Raw genomic sequence first — 15,496 nt, forward strand, 5'->3', positions numbered from 1 at the left:
CGCGGCCCGCGGAGGGCCCTCCGGCCAGGGTCCCGGCGGGCGGGCGCCCCTCCGCGGCGGCGCTCATCGGGTGACCGGCGGCGCGGCCGAGGCTAAGCTTCGCGCGGCCATGACGACAGCGACGAGGCAGGAGTCGATCCAGAGCAAGCTCGCCCGCGCGCTCGAGCCCGTGCATCTCGAGGTGGAGAACGAGAGCCGCATGCACAGCGTGCCGGCGGGCTCGGAGACGCACTTCAAGGTGCTCGTGGTGAGCGAGGCGTTCCGGGGCCTGAGCCCCCTCGAGCGCCACCGGCGCGTCAACGAGGTCGTGCGCGAGGAGTTCGGCGCCGGGCTGCACGCCCTGACGATCCGCGCGATGACGCCGGACGAGTGGGAGCGGCAGGGCAGCGCGGGCTTCCGCTCGCCCGCGTGCCTGGGCGGCTCCAAGGGGACGCCGGATCCCGGCGCGGCGTCGAGCTGAGCGGCGGGGCGCGGATGGAGCTCGTCGTCGCGCTCGTCTCGGACCTGCACTTCGGCCCGCAGGCGTCGTTCGGGGGCAAGCTGCGCAAGCTCACGGGCGAGGCGCCCGCGCTGACGCGCGCCTTCGTGGAGCGGATGAACGAGGTCACGCGGCCCGACCTCGTCGTGAACCTGGGCGACGACATCGAGGACGAGGGTCCCGAGGCGGATCGGGCGCGTTACGGCGAGTGCATCGCGGCGCTCCGCGGCGTGCGGGCCGAGCTCTTTCACGTCGCCGGCAACCACGACGTGATCCACCTGAGCGAGGCCGAGCTGCTGTCCGCCTGGGGGAGGCCCGAGGTGACGCGGCTCCACTACTCGTTCGACCGCGGCGGGTACCACTTCACGGTCCTCCACACGCGCGAGCGCAAGGATCACGACGTGTCGGTGGGGCCCGAGCAGCTCGCCTGGCTCGCCGAGGATCTCGCGGGGACCTCGCTGCCCAAGGTCGTGCTGATGCACCACAGCGCGGCCGATCAGGATCTCCGGGGCAACCGCTGGTTCGAGGGGAGCCCGCACATCTGCCTCGTGCGCGAGCGGCGCGCGATGCGGAAGCTCTTCGAGGAGCACGGCGTCCTCGCGGTCTTCAACGGTCACCTGCACTGGAACCACCTCGACGTGATCCGCGGCATCCCGTACGTGACGCTCCAGAGCTTGATCGAGAACCTCGATGACGACGCGCCGGGCCGCCCCGCGGCCGCGCACGCCGTGGTGCGCCTCGGCCCGAAGCGCGTCGTGGTCGAGATCGAGGGCGCGGAGCGGGCGCGGTACCAGTTCGACCGGCGGTAGGAGGCGGCGGCCGGCGGCTCCGCGGGCGCTTCACCTGCGGCCGGGGGTGCGGCCGAGCGGGCGGCCGCCTCCGGGCGGGCGTGGCGGCGTTTCCCCGGATCAGGCCCGCCGGGCGCGTTTGCGTGCCGCAGGGCGCCGCGTCGCTGCGGGGCGCTCGCCGTCCTCGGCGAGGACGTCCTCCGGCGTCGGGGCCGTGAGCACCCGCGTCGTCCAGGCGACGAGCGCCGCCTCGTCCGCGGCCAGGATCCGGGCGCTCACGTCGGCAGGCACCGCGCCGAACCGGGCCGCGAGCAGCTCCAGGAGCGTCTGCGCGCGCCCCTGCGCGCGCCCCTGCGCGCGCCCCCTGCGTTCTCCCCTGCGCTCGATCTCGTCCAGCGTCGTCACGATGGCCTCCTGGGCCCGCGGGCCCGCCGCCTTTTCCAAGAGCCGACCGATCTTCCGCACGCTGAAGCGCGCGTGCGTGGTCACAAGATAGCGCAAGAGCGCCTCCAGGGCAGCGAGCCCGCTCGGCGCCTGCAGCACCTCGTCCAGCGCGGCCGCGATGCGCCCGATCTCCCGCTCGAGCCGCGCGTCGTCGCCGGACACCGAGAGGCACCACAGCACCACCTTTCCCAGCGCCGTCAGCGCCTGCTCCACCAGATCGCCGGCGCGCCCGCCGCTCACGTCGATCAGGCGCAGCTCGAAGCGCGGCGTGTGCGGCAGGAGCGCCGCCCGCGCCGGTCCATCGATCGCGACGATGTCCTCGAAGGCCCTGGCCGCCGTCCACCCCGTGTCGCTGTGATGGACCAGCACCGGCATGACCGGCGGCAGCTTCTTCAGTCCCGGCTGTTCGCGGACGAGCTGCTCCCAGAGGCGCATCATACAGGAGGGCCTCCGAAGTGACACTACGTGTGTCCTGTCGTTTACAGGAGGGCCTCCGAAGTGACACTACGTGTGTCCTGTCGTTTACAGGAGGGCCTCCGAAGTGACACTACGTGCGCTCCGTCGCTTGCAGGGAGGGCTCCCGGGCGGCTCAGCCGCTCGCCACGCTGTGCGTGCTCCGCGGCCGAGAGCGCGCACGCCCCTTTGCTTCCGGGGACCGTTCGCCGACGCGGCGCGCGCTCGAGCTCGCTGGTCCCGACAAGCGGGAGCTCCGTCTGCGACCGACACCCGAGCCACGCCACCCGACCCGGAAGGAACTGCACGGCAAGGCTGGCCAGGCTCGCGCCCGGGGCGTTGCGGGAGCATCGTCGCCCATCGAAGCGTCAACCTGCTCGTCCGGCCCTGAGATGGCAAACGTCGACTTCCCGGCCGCAACCGTGGTAGCGCTTGCCTGGCGCGGGTCGGCTCCATGCCGCTCGGGCTTCTGCTCAGCGGTGCGGCGCGGTCCTGGTCGCTTGCTACAGTGGCGCGGGTGCCGCCGGTGCAGCAGCATACAGCAAACGCAGCAGGCTTCGAGGCCACAACGGGAGAGCGGGAGGTTCTGTGAGTCTGGTCGGATTCGGGGTCAAGAACCTGAGGTGCCTGACGGACACGGGGATCCTCCCCCTCAAGCCCATCACGCTCCTGGTCGGCCGCAACAGCTCCGGGAAGAGCACGTTTCTGCGTGCGTTCCCGTTGCTCCGGCAGAGCGTGGAGGCGGAGCGGAGCAGCCCTATCCTCTGGTATGATCCGAAGTTCGTGGATTTCGGCTCCGTTGCTGACGCTGCTAATTTTAGGGCCGTCGAAAGAGGCGTCACGTTCTGCTTTCGCATAAACTTACCCAGTGGCTACAGGATTACGGAACCAACTACATTTGATGTGGCGATCACCCTCGCAGAGGCCACGCATGACCCTTACCCAGTCAGTTTGGATATTCATGTAGAGGGGCATGAGGTGCTTGTAAGGGCCACGCCCGATGGGCGCATTGCTGAGTTTGTCGTTGATTCATATAGTGTGCTCACCGACGGAATTTCTCTCATGCTGGGCGGTCGCACGATTCTACTTCCGCCCGTGGTGTCGAATGAAGACGGCAAGGCCCTGTATGTGCCTGCGCATAGGCTACGCTGGCAAGATGACGATTTTTACGAAGGTAGGATGATAGATATCAATCATCCATTTTACAATATAACGGAGTCCGAATTGTTGCGAGCATTCGGCTCTGGTGCTCCGGCTGGGTTGGTTGACCAAATACATATTGGATCGTTCGTGCGGATGTTGGATGACGCAAAAAGCTTCCTATCCACTGCCGGGGGCGAGGACGTCTGGGCTGAGCTCGACCTCGGCAGCCCTGGTCTTCGTAGGGGACTCGCCTTTCACCTTGCAAACCTTCTGCTGACGTCCATCCCAGATCTCGACCATATGATCGCCAGCTTCTTCGCCGGTGTTAGGTACGTCGCACCGCTGCGCGCGAGCGCTCTGCGCAGTTACCGTATTCAGCAACTTTCGGTGCAGGAGATCGATCCCCAGGGCCAGAACCTCGCGATGTTCCTGCGATCGCTCTCCCCCGAGGAGGCAAGGAGCTTTGCCGCATTTACCCGCGCTCACCTCGGCTTCGAGACCATGGTGCGCACCGAGCGCCTCCATGCGGAGATCCTCATCAAGGAGCGCGGCGCCGATCGCTTCGTCAATCTCGTCGATGCGGGCTTCGGCTACTCCGAGATCCTACCGCTCGCGGCGACCCTTTGGTCCGCCTGCTTCCGCGAACAGGAACCGGGGGACGTGCCGACGACGATGCTCGCGATCGAGCAGCCCGAGCTGCACCTGCACCCGGCCCATCAGGCGAGGCTCGCCGACATGATCGTCGGCGCCCTTCTGGAGAGCCGGAAGTCGGGTCGCGAGGCCAAGCTGATGGTCGAAACCCACAGCGAGGCGCTCGTGAACGGGCTGGGGATGCTCATCCGGAAGAAGCAGATCGACCCGTCGGATGCCCAGATCCTCTTCTTCGATCAGGACAAGGAGACCCGGCAGACGTCCGTGACCGTGAGCGGCTATGAACCGGACGGGGCGCTCAGCGATTCCTGGCCCTTCGGCTTCCTCGCGCCCGTCGCGGAGCCCCTGGAAGAGCTCCCCGTCGCCGTCGGCCAGCGATAGCCCGCATGCTGATCTATCTTGACCGGTCCGCCATCGCGGACGCGATCGGAGGCGGGGCGACCGCAGAGAAATCCTGCGAGTGCATCGAGCTCCTCCTCCGAATGCACCGCGAAGGGCTGCACATCGTCGCCATCGCTCCCGAGCACATCGAAGCCTTCGCGCCCATGTTCCCACGGCTCTCGCGGCGCGAGAGGAGCACGCTCGAGCGCATTCGGGGCACGTCGCTGGAGCTCTTGAGCCTGAAGAACCGGCTCGACTGGTACATCGAGCTCGGTGTGGGCACGCTGTTCGACGGCAAGGAGCAGCCCGTTGGTTCAGGCAGCCATGTCATCCGGGCCTCCCTCCACCACTTCGACAGGAGCACACGGGCGATCCGCGCCGTGCTGCTCGGGGAGAACCTCATCGATGTGGATCTGTATGCCGAGATGGCCCAGCTGCTCCTCGCCGTGCGCAATCTACGGAAACTAAGGCTGCAGGTCGAGCGCCGCGGAGCTGGCGGAAGCACCCTCGCGCCGGAGTTCACGAGGATCGCGGACGACGGCCGCATCGTGCTCGCGATCGCGGACAGCGATCGCCGGTACCCCGATGGGCCCCCTGGAGGCACATGGAGCGAGCTGGAGAAGAAGGCGCAAGGCAGGCCAGCGTTCCAGCGGGCGAGGGAAGTGCACGGCCGTGAAGCGGAGAACCTCGTCCCCCTTGATGTCTATGATGCTGCGCTCGCGCAGAAGAGCGCGAAAGATCCTCGCCTCTCGATCGTCGCGGACCTCCGTCGCCTCGCGGAAGTTCACCGCGCGCATGCCGATATCAAGGACGGCATCCGACTGTACCAGGTAGAGCACACGATGAAGGCCGGAGAGCGCGAATTCTGGTCCGACGTGAGCGCCGAGCTCCGGCGCGACCGTTGCCAGCAGCCGGAGAGCAAGTGCCAGGAGCGCGCAGCGTGCGGGTGCTTCGTGGTCGAAGGATTGGGTGCCCACGTGCTCAAGCAGACCGTGGAGTGGCTTCGCCGAGAGGGCCCGCGGCGCACGCGAGAGGTCGCGCGGCTCTTCGACCTGCCGCAAGACGCGAAACTCGCGCAGCTTGCTGGCGAGGTCGTCGCCTGGGGGTGCGCGCTCCCGGAGATGTTGACCTAGCGAAGCTCTGGGCTCGCGGCGGCTCCGGCAGCGCGCCCGACGTCAGGCGGAGGTCGGCGGGACCGGCAGCACCCGCTCCACGAGGTAGCGGAGGATGTCCTCGGGCGTGATGATCCCGACGAGCCGCCCCTCGCGCACGACCGGCAGATGGTGGATCCGGTTCTCGCGCAGCAGCGTCATCACCTCGTCGGTGGGCATGAACTCGTCCACGCAGATCGGCGGGGTGCTCATCACGTCCGCGGCCGTCATGCCCTCGTACTCCTCGCGCAGCAGCGCGCCCAGGAGATCCGTCTCGCTGACGAACCCGACGATGTGGTGCCCCTCGTCGATGACCGGCGCGCCGCTCAGGTTCTGCTTCGCGAACAGCTGCAGCATGTCGGTGACCGGCGTGCCCTGCTCCAAAGCGATCACGCGCTCGGTCATCAGATTGCGCGCATGGCCCTTCATGGTCTGCGGCATGTAATGATCGAGGCGCAGCGGCGTCAAGGGCGCATCGACGCACCGCGCCGAGCAGTCCGTCCCGCCGCCGTGCGCCCCCGCCCGCGGCGCGCCCCTCGATCGAGCGAACGCCGCGGACGGCCGCGCGCAGACAGGGCGCCCCCGGCCCGGACGAGCCAGCGCTGCCGTCGCCGCCGCCCCGCGACCCCGCGCCACCGCGCCCCCGGCGCGTCGACGCGGACCCAGGGAACGCCGGCCACGCAGGTCGGCAGACCACGACGTCCTCGTCCTCCGCCCCGGCGACGCCAGCGCGACTCTCGGCGCCGACGACGCCAGCGGCGAGCGCCCCCGCGCTCCGCCCGGCAGGAGGGTGGCTGTCAGCGCCTCAGCGGCGCCTCCGCCGCTCATCGCGCCTCCGTCCCCGGTGGGAGCATCGCTGTCCGTGATGGCGTGGACAGAGTGGACAGTGCGGTGGTCTCGCCCCGACAGAGCGATACCTCCGCGACACAAAAAAAAGAGCGTATTGCGTGCGCGTCGGTCTTTGCCACGCGGTTTATCAGTGACATCTTTCCACGTGTCGCTGTAGCGGAGATGACTCACGTCGGCCGCTCCGGCCTTGTAGACTTCTTCGCGGCTCGTGCATTTGAACCAAGATGTACGCACCGGCGTTCGATGCGAGCACCCGTGGTCCGCGTTCAGGCGCCGGTCGTTTCGGGAGCTCATGGGCGAAGAGCTCATGGGCATCCCAGGGGGCGTTAACCATGGAGCATTCGCCGAAGCTGGCTGCACTCGTCCTGGCCGTCGCCGCGCTCTGCACAGGCGCCTGCGCGGCCCCGCTCGACCCGGAACCCTCGGCCGAGGCCGAGGACGGCGACGCGTCCCAGGCCGTCGGGTCCAACAACGCGCTGACGTCGAACGCGCTGACGTCGAACGCGCTCACCGCCGAGGCGCTGACGTCGAAGGCGCTGACGTCGAACGCGCTCACCGCCGAGGCGCTCTCGGAAAACCCGCTCACGGCCGCGGCGCTCCGCGACCCGGCCGCGCGCACGGCGCTGAAGTACATCGCGAGCTGTGCGCTGCCCCGAGGCGAGCGCCTCGCCCTCACCATCGACGGCGACGAGCACTCCTTCCCGGGAGAGCTCGGCCTCGCGCCGCGCTGGGGAAAGGAGGGCGGATCCTGCGACGGCGCGTGCCGGAGCTGGGTCAGCGGCTGCGTCCTCGCCCGCGTCAACTACCTCGGAGAGCGGGTGAGGATCTCCCTCCGCGGCGATCGCGCGGAGCTCCTCGCCGACAAGGTCGAGCGCGCCGCGTTCCCCGTGCGGGAGGCGACGTACTACGGCGACATCTTCGCGGCGCGGCCCCTCTACCGCGCGTGCCTCCCGCAAGGGATCTCGGCCATCCCCCGCGTCTGCGGGCCGTCGCTCGAGACGTGCGCGATCGAGGTCGGCGGATCGTGCGAGCGCCTGTGCGACGCGCCGAGCAGCGACGGGAGCTTCCGGAACTGCCGCAGCACGGACCGCGGCCGCTCGGGCGAGCTCGCCGTCGAAGAGGTGCCGCACCCGGGCTCGGTCACCGTGTTCCTGCGCTGACGTGAGCCACGCGGAGGTCGTCGCAGGGCGCTTCGTCCTCGAGGGCGAGGCCGCCGCCGGAGGGATGGGCACCGTCTACAAGGCGCACGACCGCCTCGGCGGCGCGTCGGTCGCCCTCAAGATCGTCCGCCTGCGGAGCGCGATCCAGGTCGAGCGCTTCGAGCGGGAGGCCGCGCTCCTCGCCGCGCTCGTCCACCCGGGCATCGTGCGCTACGTCGCGCACGGCAGCACCCCGGAGGGCGACCGCTACCTCGCCATGGAGTGGCTCGACGGCGAGGACCTCGCCGCGCGCCTCGCCCGCCGCGTCCTGCCCGCGAGCGAGGGGCTCTCGCTCGTGCGCCGGGCCGCCGACGCCCTCGCGTTCGCGCACGCGCGCGGCATCGTCCACCGCGACATCAAGCCGAGCAACCTCTTCCTCCCCGGCGGCGACGCGGGGCGGGTCAAGCTCGTCGACTTCGGCATCGCGCGCCCCAGCGCGGACGCGGGGCGCGTGACCATCACCGGCGGCGTCCTCGGCACGCCCGGGTACATGGCCCCCGAGCAGGTCGAGGCCAGGAGCGCGCCCGATCCGCGCAGCGACGTGTTCTCCCTCGGGTGCGTCCTCTTCGAGTGCCTCACCGGCCAGCCCGCCTTCGCGGCCGCGAGCCCGATGGCCGCGCTCAGCAAGATGCTCCTCGAAGATCCGCCCCGCCTCCGCGACGCACGCGCGGACGCGCCCGCGCCGCTCGACGAGCTCGTCGCGCGCATGCTGTCGAGGCAGCCCGGCGATCGCCCGCGCGACGGCGCCGAGGTCGCGGCGGAGATCGACCGGATCGCCGCGATGGCCGGCGCGTGGATCGCCCCGCCCGACGCGCCGACGCTGTCGGGGAGCGTGCCGCTCGGCGCGCCGACGCGCGCGGGGAGCGCGTGGGGCCGCGGCCCCGGCCCGCGCGAGCGCGCCTCCCTCACGCTGGACGAGCAGCGCGTCGCGAGCCTCGTCTTCCTCGGCGCGGCCGACCACGGCGCCGTCGCCGAGGTCGACCGCGGCGCCGTCGCCGAGGCCGGCTCGCCGCCCGCGTCGAGCTCGCGCGGCGCCGAGGTCCGCGCGCTCGTCGAGCTCCACGGCGGCAGGCTCACCCAGCTCGCCCCGGGCGTGGACCTCGTCGTGATGTCCGGCCCCGGCAGCGCCGTCGACCGCGCCGAGCGCGCCGCCCAGTGCGCGCTCGCCCTCCGCGCCGAGCTGCCGGGCGCGCCGCTCTGCGTCGTCACGGGGCGGGGCGTCTTCTCCGCGGGCGTCGCCGGGGGCGACGCGATCGACCGCGGCCTCGCCGAGCTCCGCGACGCGCGCGGCGCGGGCGGCGCCCGCGCCGTGCGCCTCGACCGCGCGACCGCCGACATGCTCGGGCCCCGCTTCGTCGTCGCGCGCCCCGCGCCGGGCGAGCCGCTCGTCCTCTCCGGCGAGCGCGCCGTGGATGAGATCGCCCCCGCGCTGCTCGGGAAGCGCACGCCCTGCGTCGGCCGCGCCCGCGAGCTCTCGATGCTCCACGGCGCGCTCTCCGGCTGCATCTCCGAGTCGCTCGCGAGCGCCGTGCTCGTCGTCGGGCCGCCCGGCGCCGGCAAGTCCCGGCTCCGCCTGGAGCTCTTCGCCGCCCTGCGGCGAGAGGACGAGCCGGTCGAGATCCTCTGGGGCCGCGCCGATTCGAGCTCCCCCGGCTCGCCGTTCGGCATGATCGCCGACGTCCTCTGCCGGGCCGCGGGCCTCCGCGAGCGCGACCCGAAGGCGGCGCGCCACCGCAAGCTGAAGCAGCGGCTCGGGCGCCACCTCGGCGGCCCGGCGCTCGAGCGCGCGGCGGCGTTCCTCGGCGAGATCGCCGGCGCGCCGTCGCCCGAGCACGCCCGGCTGCTGCGCGCCGCGCGCCAGAGCGCCGCGGGCGTGAGCGACGGCGTGTGGGCCGCGTGGGAGGACTGGCTCGCGGCCGAGTGCGCCGCGCGCCCGGTGCTCCTCGCGCTCGAGGACCTGCACTGGGGCGACGCCGCCACCGTGCGCCTGCTCGACGCGACCCTGCGAAACCTCCGCGAGCTGCCGCTCCTCGTGCTGGCGCTCGCGCGCCCCGACGTCCACCGGCAGTTCCCGAACCTCTGGGCCGAGCGCGAGGTGCAGACGATCAAGCTCGGACCGCTGCCGCGCCGCGCGGGCGCGGAGCTCGTGCGCGCGGCGCTCGGCGAGCCCGTGCCCGAGGGCGTGGTGGCGCACCTGGTCGAGCGCGCCGGCGGCAACCCGTTCTACCTCGAAGAGCTCATCCGGGCGGTCGCCGGCGGCAAGGGCGAGCTCCTGCCCGACTCGGTGCTCGGCACGGTCGAGGCGCGGCTCGACGCCGAGGGCAGCGAGGGCAAGCGCGTGCTCCGGGCGGCCAGCATCTTCGGCGATCGCTTCTCGAAGCGCGGCGTCGCGGCGCTGCTCGGCGGCGAGGAGCGCCTCGCCGACGTCGAGGCGTGGCTCAGGGCGCTCGCCGACCGCGAGCTCGTCGCGCCGGCCTCCGGGTCGGGGGGCCTCGCCGACGCCGCCGACCACGTCTTCCGCCACACGCTCGTCCGCGAGGCCGCCTACGCCATGCTGACCGAGCACGATCGCGCGCTCGGCCACCGGCTGGCGGGCGCGTGGCTCGAGCGGGGCGCATCCGTGGATCCGCAGGTCGTGGCCGAGCACTTCCGGCGGGGCGGCGAGCCCGGCCGCGCGGTGCGCTGGTACCGGCGCGCGGCCGAGCAATCGCTCGAGGCGAACGACCTCTGCGCCGCGATCGAGCGCGCCGCGAGCGGCGAGGCGTGCGGCGCCGCGGACGACGATCTCGGCGCGCTGCGGCTCGTCGCGGCCGAGGCCAAGGTCTGGGAGGGCGATCTCGCCGCCGCCGAGGCACTGGGCGCGTCCGCGGCCGAGCTGCTCCCGGCCGGCTCCCCCGGGTGGTTCCGGGCCGTGACGCAGATCGCCGTCGCCGCGGGGAAGCTCGGCGCCGTCGACCGCGTGGCGAGGTGGGCCGCCATCGCCGAGGGCCTGTCCGCGGCGCGCGATCCCGCCGCGCCGCCGCCCCCGAGCGCGCCCGCGCCGCCGCCCCCGAGCGCGCCCGCGCCGCCGCCCCCGAGCGCGCCCGCGCCGCCGCCCTCCGGCGCGCCGGCGCTGCGGCGCGCGCGGATCGCGTGCTTCTGCGAGTGCGGCGCGCAGCTCGTGTTCGGCGGCCGCTACGCCGAGGCCGACGCCCTGCTCGCGCGCATCGACGAGGACCTCCGCGCGGCCCCGCCGCCCGACGCCGAGCTCGTCGCGATGGCGCAGCAGCTCCGCGCCATCCGCGCCTCGGCCGGCGGCGACCCCGAGGCCTGCCTCGAGGGCCTGGAGGCGGCGCTCGCCGCGTTCGAGCAGGCCGGGGACAGGCGCAACGCCTGCGTGATCCGCGCGAACGTCGGCTTCATCTACGCCGAGCTCGGCGAGCTCGAGGCGGCCGAGGCGGCCCTGCGCGCCGCCCTGGAGGCCGCCGATCGGATGGGGCTGCGCGAGCTCGCGACCGTGGCGCTGCACAACCTCGGCCACGTGCTCGGGCAGCTCGGCAAGCTCGACGAGGCGCAGCTCGTCGAGGGGCGCGCGGTGGAGGCGTTCCAGCAGCGGGGCGACCTGCGCATGGAGGGCGTGGCGCGCACGTATCTCGCGAAGATCGCGCTGCTCTCGGGCGACGCCGCGACCGCCGAGCGGGAGGCGAGCGCGGCCGAGGCGGCGCTGCGCGTGGCCCCGCGGCTGCGCGCGCCGGCCATGGCGGTGCGCGCGCGCGCGCTGCTCGCCGGCGGCCAGGTCGCGGCGGCCCTCGGCGCGGCGCGGGCGGCGTTCGGCGAGCTCGCGGCGCTCGGGTCCCTGGAAGAGGGCGAGTCGCTCGTGCGGCTCGCGTACGCCGAGGCGCTCGCGGCGTCCGGCGCGCACGCCGAGGCGGCCGCCGTCCTCGCCGACGCCAGAGAGAGCCTGCTCGCGCGGGCCCAGCGCATCGCAGACCCGCGGCGGCGCGAGCGGTTCCTGACCGCGGTGCCGGAGAACGCGCGCATCGTCCTGGGCGACGCGTCGACCTAGCCGGCCTCGCGTCGCAGCGAGCCAGCCGGCCCGAGGGGTGCATTCACCCTCCGCCTCGCCCGCCCGTGCGCGCCCGCTTCCCGCGCGGATCGGCGCGACATGGACGGTTTGACGCGCGCGGCTCGTGGCCTGTCGCGTCGCCTGGACGAACGTGACCGGTGCGGGGCCGGACACCTGCCTGCCGATTGTCCAGGATGAGCGAGGTGCTTATTGCGCTGAGAGCCTGTGAGTTCTGCTTGATTCAAATTAAAAAAATACTCTATCAGAGGTGACAGGTGATCAGACGAGCTCATTCCTCCAACACGGGCGCTGTACTACCCACCACCGTCACACCTGCTCGAAATGGGCAGAGAGTCGAGAGAAAACGAGGGGCTGGGTGTCGAATGTGGATTGACGCATTGCGCTGTGCGGCCGGCGCTGCCGTCCTGCTGCTCTCGCAAGGATGCGTTGCGTCGATGGATGAGGCGGCGGGCGAGGAGCGCGCCGACGTCGGCGAGGCGGCCCTGGCGCTGAAGAGCTATGCGAAGACGCAGTATCCGATCGTGCTCTGTCACGGGATGGCCGGCTTCAAGGCGATGTTCGGTGTGGTCGACTACTTCGGTGGGATCGCGTCGACGCTGCGCTCCGGCGGAGCTGATGTGTACGCCACCTCCGTGCCCCAGTTCGACAGCACCGAGGCGCGCGGGGAGGCGCTGCTCGCCCAGGTCGAGGATATCGTCGCGCGCACCGGGAGCGGGAAGGTCAACCTGATCGGGCACAGCCATGGCGGGCTCGACGTCCGGTACGTCGCCGCGGTGCGGCCGGATCTCGTCGCCTCGGTGACCACGATCGGGTCGCCGCACCAGGGGGCCGAGCTCGCCAGCTATCTCCAGGAGAACCTGCGCGACGGCGGCTTCGCCCAGGGGGCGCTCTCGTTCCTCGCCAACAGCCTGGGCACGGTGCTCAGCCTGCTCAGCGGGCACGTGGCGCCTCAGGACTCGATCGCCGCCGTGAGGTCGCTCTCGGCCGAGGGGATGCGCGAGTTCAACGCGCTTTACCCGGCCGGGCTGCCCGCCGACCGGTGCGGGCAGGGCGCCGCCGAGGAGAACGGCGTGCGCTTCTTCTCGTGGTCGGGGACCGGGATCATCACGAGCCTCCTCGATCCGACCGACGTGACGCTCGGGCTCATCTCCAAGCTGTACTCGGAGTCGAACGACGGGATGGTGGGCAGGTGCAGCGCCCACTTCGGGGAGGTGGTCCGCGACGATTACGGGATGAACCACCTCGACGAGGTGAATCAGCTGTTCGGGTTTATCAACCTGTCTGGCCCGAACCCGAAATCCGTGTTCCGGGCGCACGCGAGCCGCCTGAAGAACCTCGGTCTCTGATCCGGTGAGGGCCCGTGGAGCGTCGTAGAAGGAACGTCCTCGTCGCGGCGATGGCGGTCGCCGCGCTGCTCGGCGCCGGGCGGCTCCTCTCGCGGGAGCGGCCCCGGCCGGCCGCGTCTGCCGCGCGGACGAGCGGGCTGGCCGCGCGCTCCCTCCCGGCGGAAGCGCGGCCGGCGCTGTCGACGGCGGCGGCCCCCGCGCGCGTCCGGCAGGCGCTGTCGGTCGCGCCGCGGACGGCCGCGGCACCGTCGCTCCGCGGCACGGACGTCGACGGTGCGGTGCTCGTCGACGCGAACGGCGATCTGATCGTCGGGCCCGAGCTCCTCGCGCTGTTCGACTACTTCCTGAGCGCGACCGGCGAGGCGCCGGCCGCGGCGATCCGCGCCCGCATCGTGGCGGCGATCCGGGAGCGCGCGGCGGGGCCCGCGGCGGACCAGGCGATCGCCCTGCTCGACCGGTACCTCGGCTACCGCGAGGCGGCCGGCGCGGAGCGCGCCGCGCAGGCGGCCGATCCAGCCGAGCGGCTCGCCGCGCTGCGCGAGATCCGGCGGGCGCACTTCGGCGACGAGGTCGCGGCGCGGCTGTTCGGCGACGAGGAGCGGGAGGGGGAGGCGGCGATCGAGGCGTCGCGCGTCCTCGCGGACGCGACCCTCTCGCCCGAGGAGCGCGACGCGCGGCTCGCCGAGGTCGAGGCGGCGCTGCCCGAGCACCTCCGCGAGGCGCGGGAGGCGGCGGTGCGCCCGCTCGTCCAGCAGGCCGAGGAGCAGGCGCTCCGCGACGCGGGCGCCTCGGACGAGGAGCTCTACGCGCACCGGGTCGCGACCGTGGGCCCCGAGGCCGCGGACCGGCTCGCGGAGCTCGACCGGCAGCGGGCGGACTGGCAGCGGCGCCTCGACGCGTTCGAGGGCGCGCGCGCGGCGATCGCGGCGACCGAGGCCGATTCTGAGGCGCGCCGCGCCGCCGAGGAGGCGCTGCTCGCGCGCGCGTTCACGCCCGAGGAGCGGCTGCGCGTGCGGGCGATCCTGGGCCTCGCGCCGTGACCCGCGCGCCGGCGGGTAGTGGTCAACTTTGCCCAGAGAGAGTCCACATGAAGGCGGGAAGGCGGGAAGATCAATAAGGATTTCTTTCCGCCTTCCCGCCTTCATATTCAAATTTGACCACTACGCGCCGGCGCGCCGCGGGCGCTCCGCGATCCGGGCGCGCGCGGGGACCTCGATCCGCGGCTACATCGAGCCGTGGATCGAGAGCCCGAGCCCGTCGGGGGTGACGACCGGCGCTGCGCCCACCTGGAGCACGCTGCCGCGCTTCATCGGCACGCGCACCTGCCGCGGCATGGCGATGCCGCCGAGCAGCATCCCGAGGCCGACGGCCTGGCCGGCGCCCAAGACGGAGAGGCCGACCGCGCCTGCCGCCGAGTGCCGCCCCGTGCCGAGGTGGATCCAGGGGCCGGCGAGGGGGATGAGCAGCGTGGTGGGGCTCGCCGAGGCGCTGTCGCGCTGCCGGACGAGGGAGCACGCGCACTTGGTGCAATGGGGCACGAGCCGGGAGTGCGGCCGCTCGAGGCTGAGGGCGGCGCCGTAGATGGCCGACGCGGTCCAGAAGCCGCCCAGCGTGGACGCTCCGGCGACGATCCAGCGCCGCTTCTGGGGGTTCGCGACGTAGGTGGAGGCGGCCTGCTGCGTGCCCATCGAGGCCCGCTGCGGCCCGAGGCGGCCTTGCGCATGCGCATGCGCATGCGCCTGCAGCGAGGTGGCCTGTGCGGCGTCGCCCGCGGAAGCGCTGGAGATGCCGAGACAGAGGCCGAGCCCGAGAAGCCCGGCGAGCCCCCCCACGACGCCTCTCCCTCTTGTTGACCTACCGCTGTTTCTCCCCGTCTTCGAAGTCCGCATGAGCCCCTCCCGGTGCCACGAAGCGCGCACCTGCGCTGGGGAGAGCAAGCCGCGGACCCTCCGGGAGAGGCCTCTCGCGCCGGGGGCGCGAAAGCCCGAGATCCGCGCCGCGCAGGCACAGGGAGCACAGAGGGCACGGAGAGCACAGCGGCTCTCTGGGATTCTCTCCGAGTCCTCTGCGCCGCCGGAATTCCTCTTGCTGGAGGGGAGACGCCGGGTCCTGCTCCGGGGAGGACCTGGAGAGAGGCGCTCGCGGCGAGGTCCTTGACTTCCGAGGGGGCCTGTGGAGTTCCTGTCGGGCGCCGCCCATCTCACCCGCAGGAGCCGGCCATGACGTCCCGACGCGACCGAGCGACCATGAGCCTCCGGCGCGCCGCTTCGGGGTGCCTCGTGGGCCTCTCGTGCGCTGGCCTCGTCGGATGTGGCGGCGATCCGGAACGAGCGCCCGCCGTCTCCGGCGGCATGCCGCTGCACCGCATGACGGCCGCCGAGTACAACACCACCGTCGCCCACCTCCTCGGCACGAGCCTGCGGCCGGCGGACGGCTTCCCGGCCTCCGGCGCGAAGGGCTTCGACGTGAACGGGCTCGGCGTGGCGTCGTTCGGCGACGATCTCCGCGGCGAGCCGAACCGGCTGCTCGAGGAGATCCTGCGGTAAC

12 protein-coding genes are annotated in these 15,496 nt (G+C 72.5%); 9 read left to right on the forward strand and 3 right to left on the reverse strand.

Annotated elements, in window-relative coordinates:
• The first annotated feature begins 109 nt into the window (after nucleotides 1–109).
• Together WME98_RS45730 and WME98_RS45735 are read left to right on the forward strand one after the other, a co-directional pair.
• Nucleotides 110–460, forward strand: coding sequence for a BolA family protein (locus WME98_RS45730; protein ID WP_044988516.1), 351 nt, complete (start codon nucleotides 110–112; stop codon nucleotides 458–460).
• A gap of 14 nt (nucleotides 461–474) precedes the next feature.
• Nucleotides 475–1,287 (forward strand): metallophosphoesterase family protein, encoded by an 813-nt coding sequence (locus WME98_RS45735; protein WP_437321083.1) that lies wholly within the window; start codon nucleotides 475–477, stop codon nucleotides 1,285–1,287.
• A 99-nt stretch (nucleotides 1,288–1,386) separates the two neighbouring features.
• Here the strand turns inward: WME98_RS45735 and WME98_RS45740 are convergent, their stop codons facing one another.
• Nucleotides 1,387–2,148, reverse strand: coding sequence for an Rpn family recombination-promoting nuclease/putative transposase (locus WME98_RS45740; RefSeq protein ID WP_437947920.1), 762 nt, complete (start codon nucleotides 2,146–2,148; stop codon nucleotides 1,387–1,389).
• A gap of 1,311 nt (nucleotides 2,149–3,459) precedes the next feature.
• Here WME98_RS45740 and WME98_RS45745 point away from each other — a divergent pair.
• Both WME98_RS45745 and WME98_RS45750 read left to right on the forward strand, forming a co-directional pair.
• Nucleotides 3,460–4,338, forward strand: coding sequence for an AAA family ATPase (locus WME98_RS45745; RefSeq protein WP_437954108.1), 879 nt, complete (start codon nucleotides 3,460–3,462; stop codon nucleotides 4,336–4,338).
• Nucleotides 4,339–4,343: 5 nt separating this feature from the next.
• Nucleotides 4,344–5,471 carry a hypothetical protein gene (locus tag WME98_RS45750; RefSeq protein WP_437947921.1) on the forward strand — a complete coding sequence of 376 codons (1,128 nt, stop codon included), beginning with the start codon at nucleotides 4,344–4,346 and terminating at the stop codon, nucleotides 5,469–5,471.
• Between the two features lie 42 nt (nucleotides 5,472–5,513).
• On the opposite strand, the gene WME98_RS45755 is transcribed toward WME98_RS45750, so the two are convergent.
• On the reverse strand, nucleotides 5,514–5,957 hold the full coding sequence (locus WME98_RS45755; protein ID WP_437321085.1) for a CBS domain-containing protein: 444 nt from the start codon (nucleotides 5,955–5,957) through the stop codon (nucleotides 5,514–5,516).
• A 713-nt stretch (nucleotides 5,958–6,670) separates the two neighbouring features.
• Between WME98_RS45755 and WME98_RS45760 the strand changes: the two genes are divergently transcribed.
• The 4 genes from WME98_RS45760 (at nucleotide 6,671) to WME98_RS45775 (ending at nucleotide 13,989) form a co-directional block, all read left to right on the forward strand.
• Nucleotides 6,671–7,498, forward strand: a complete 828-nt coding sequence (locus tag WME98_RS45760) for a hypothetical protein (RefSeq protein ID WP_437338808.1) — start codon at nucleotides 6,671–6,673, stop codon at nucleotides 7,496–7,498.
• Between the two features lies 1 nt (nucleotide 7,499).
• A complete protein-coding gene (locus WME98_RS45765) occupies nucleotides 7,500–11,582 on the forward strand; it encodes a serine/threonine-protein kinase (RefSeq protein WP_437947922.1) in 4,083 nt (1,360 codons plus the stop codon).
• A 455-nt stretch (nucleotides 11,583–12,037) separates the two neighbouring features.
• Nucleotides 12,038–12,949 carry an esterase/lipase family protein gene (locus tag WME98_RS45770; RefSeq protein ID WP_437947923.1) on the forward strand — a complete coding sequence of 304 codons (912 nt, stop codon included), beginning with the start codon at nucleotides 12,038–12,040 and terminating at the stop codon, nucleotides 12,947–12,949.
• 14 nt (nucleotides 12,950–12,963) lie between these two features.
• A complete protein-coding gene (locus WME98_RS45775; RefSeq protein WP_437947924.1) occupies nucleotides 12,964–13,989 on the forward strand; it encodes a lipase secretion chaperone in 1,026 nt (341 codons plus the stop codon).
• A 183-nt stretch (nucleotides 13,990–14,172) separates the two neighbouring features.
• Here the strand turns inward: WME98_RS45775 and WME98_RS45780 are convergent, their stop codons facing one another.
• Nucleotides 14,173–14,637, reverse strand: coding sequence for a hypothetical protein (locus tag WME98_RS45780; RefSeq protein ID WP_437947925.1), 465 nt, complete (start codon nucleotides 14,635–14,637; stop codon nucleotides 14,173–14,175).
• Nucleotides 14,638–15,168: 531 nt separating this feature from the next.
• Here WME98_RS45780 and WME98_RS45785 point away from each other — a divergent pair.
• Nucleotides 15,169–15,495, forward strand: coding sequence for a DUF1587 domain-containing protein (locus WME98_RS45785; RefSeq protein ID WP_437947926.1), 327 nt, complete (start codon nucleotides 15,169–15,171; stop codon nucleotides 15,493–15,495).
• Nucleotide 15,496 lies beyond the last annotated feature (1 nt).

Origin of the sequence: Sorangium sp. So ce296 (genome assembly GCF_051529605.1) — a bacterium.
Lineage (GTDB): Bacteria > Myxococcota_A > Polyangia > Polyangiales > Polyangiaceae > Sorangium > Sorangium cellulosum_D.

Excerpts from the sequence above, each read along its gene's own strand:
- WME98_RS45770 (WP_437947923.1), top strand. The coding sequence starts at position 12,038 with ATGGATGAGGCGGCGGGCGAGGAGCGCGCCGACGTCGGCGAGGCGGCC.
- WME98_RS45740 (WP_437947920.1), bottom strand. The coding sequence starts at position 2,148 with ATGATGCGCCTCTGGGAGCAGCTCGTCCGCGAACAGCCGGGACTGAAG.
- WME98_RS45785 (WP_437947926.1), top strand. The coding sequence starts at position 15,169 with ATGACGTCCCGACGCGACCGAGCGACCATGAGCCTCCGGCGCGCCGCT.
- WME98_RS45750 (WP_437947921.1), top strand. The coding sequence starts at position 4,344 with ATGCTGATCTATCTTGACCGGTCCGCCATCGCGGACGCGATCGGAGGC.
- WME98_RS45745 (WP_437954108.1), top strand. The coding sequence starts at position 3,460 with ATGTTGGATGACGCAAAAAGCTTCCTATCCACTGCCGGGGGCGAGGAC.
- WME98_RS45760 (WP_437338808.1), top strand. The coding sequence starts at position 6,671 with ATGGAGCATTCGCCGAAGCTGGCTGCACTCGTCCTGGCCGTCGCCGCG.
- WME98_RS45730 (WP_044988516.1), top strand. The coding sequence starts at position 110 with ATGACGACAGCGACGAGGCAGGAGTCGATCCAGAGCAAGCTCGCCCGC.
- WME98_RS45735 (WP_437321083.1), top strand. The coding sequence starts at position 475 with ATGGAGCTCGTCGTCGCGCTCGTCTCGGACCTGCACTTCGGCCCGCAG.
- WME98_RS45780 (WP_437947925.1), bottom strand. The coding sequence starts at position 14,637 with ATGGGCACGCAGCAGGCCGCCTCCACCTACGTCGCGAACCCCCAGAAG.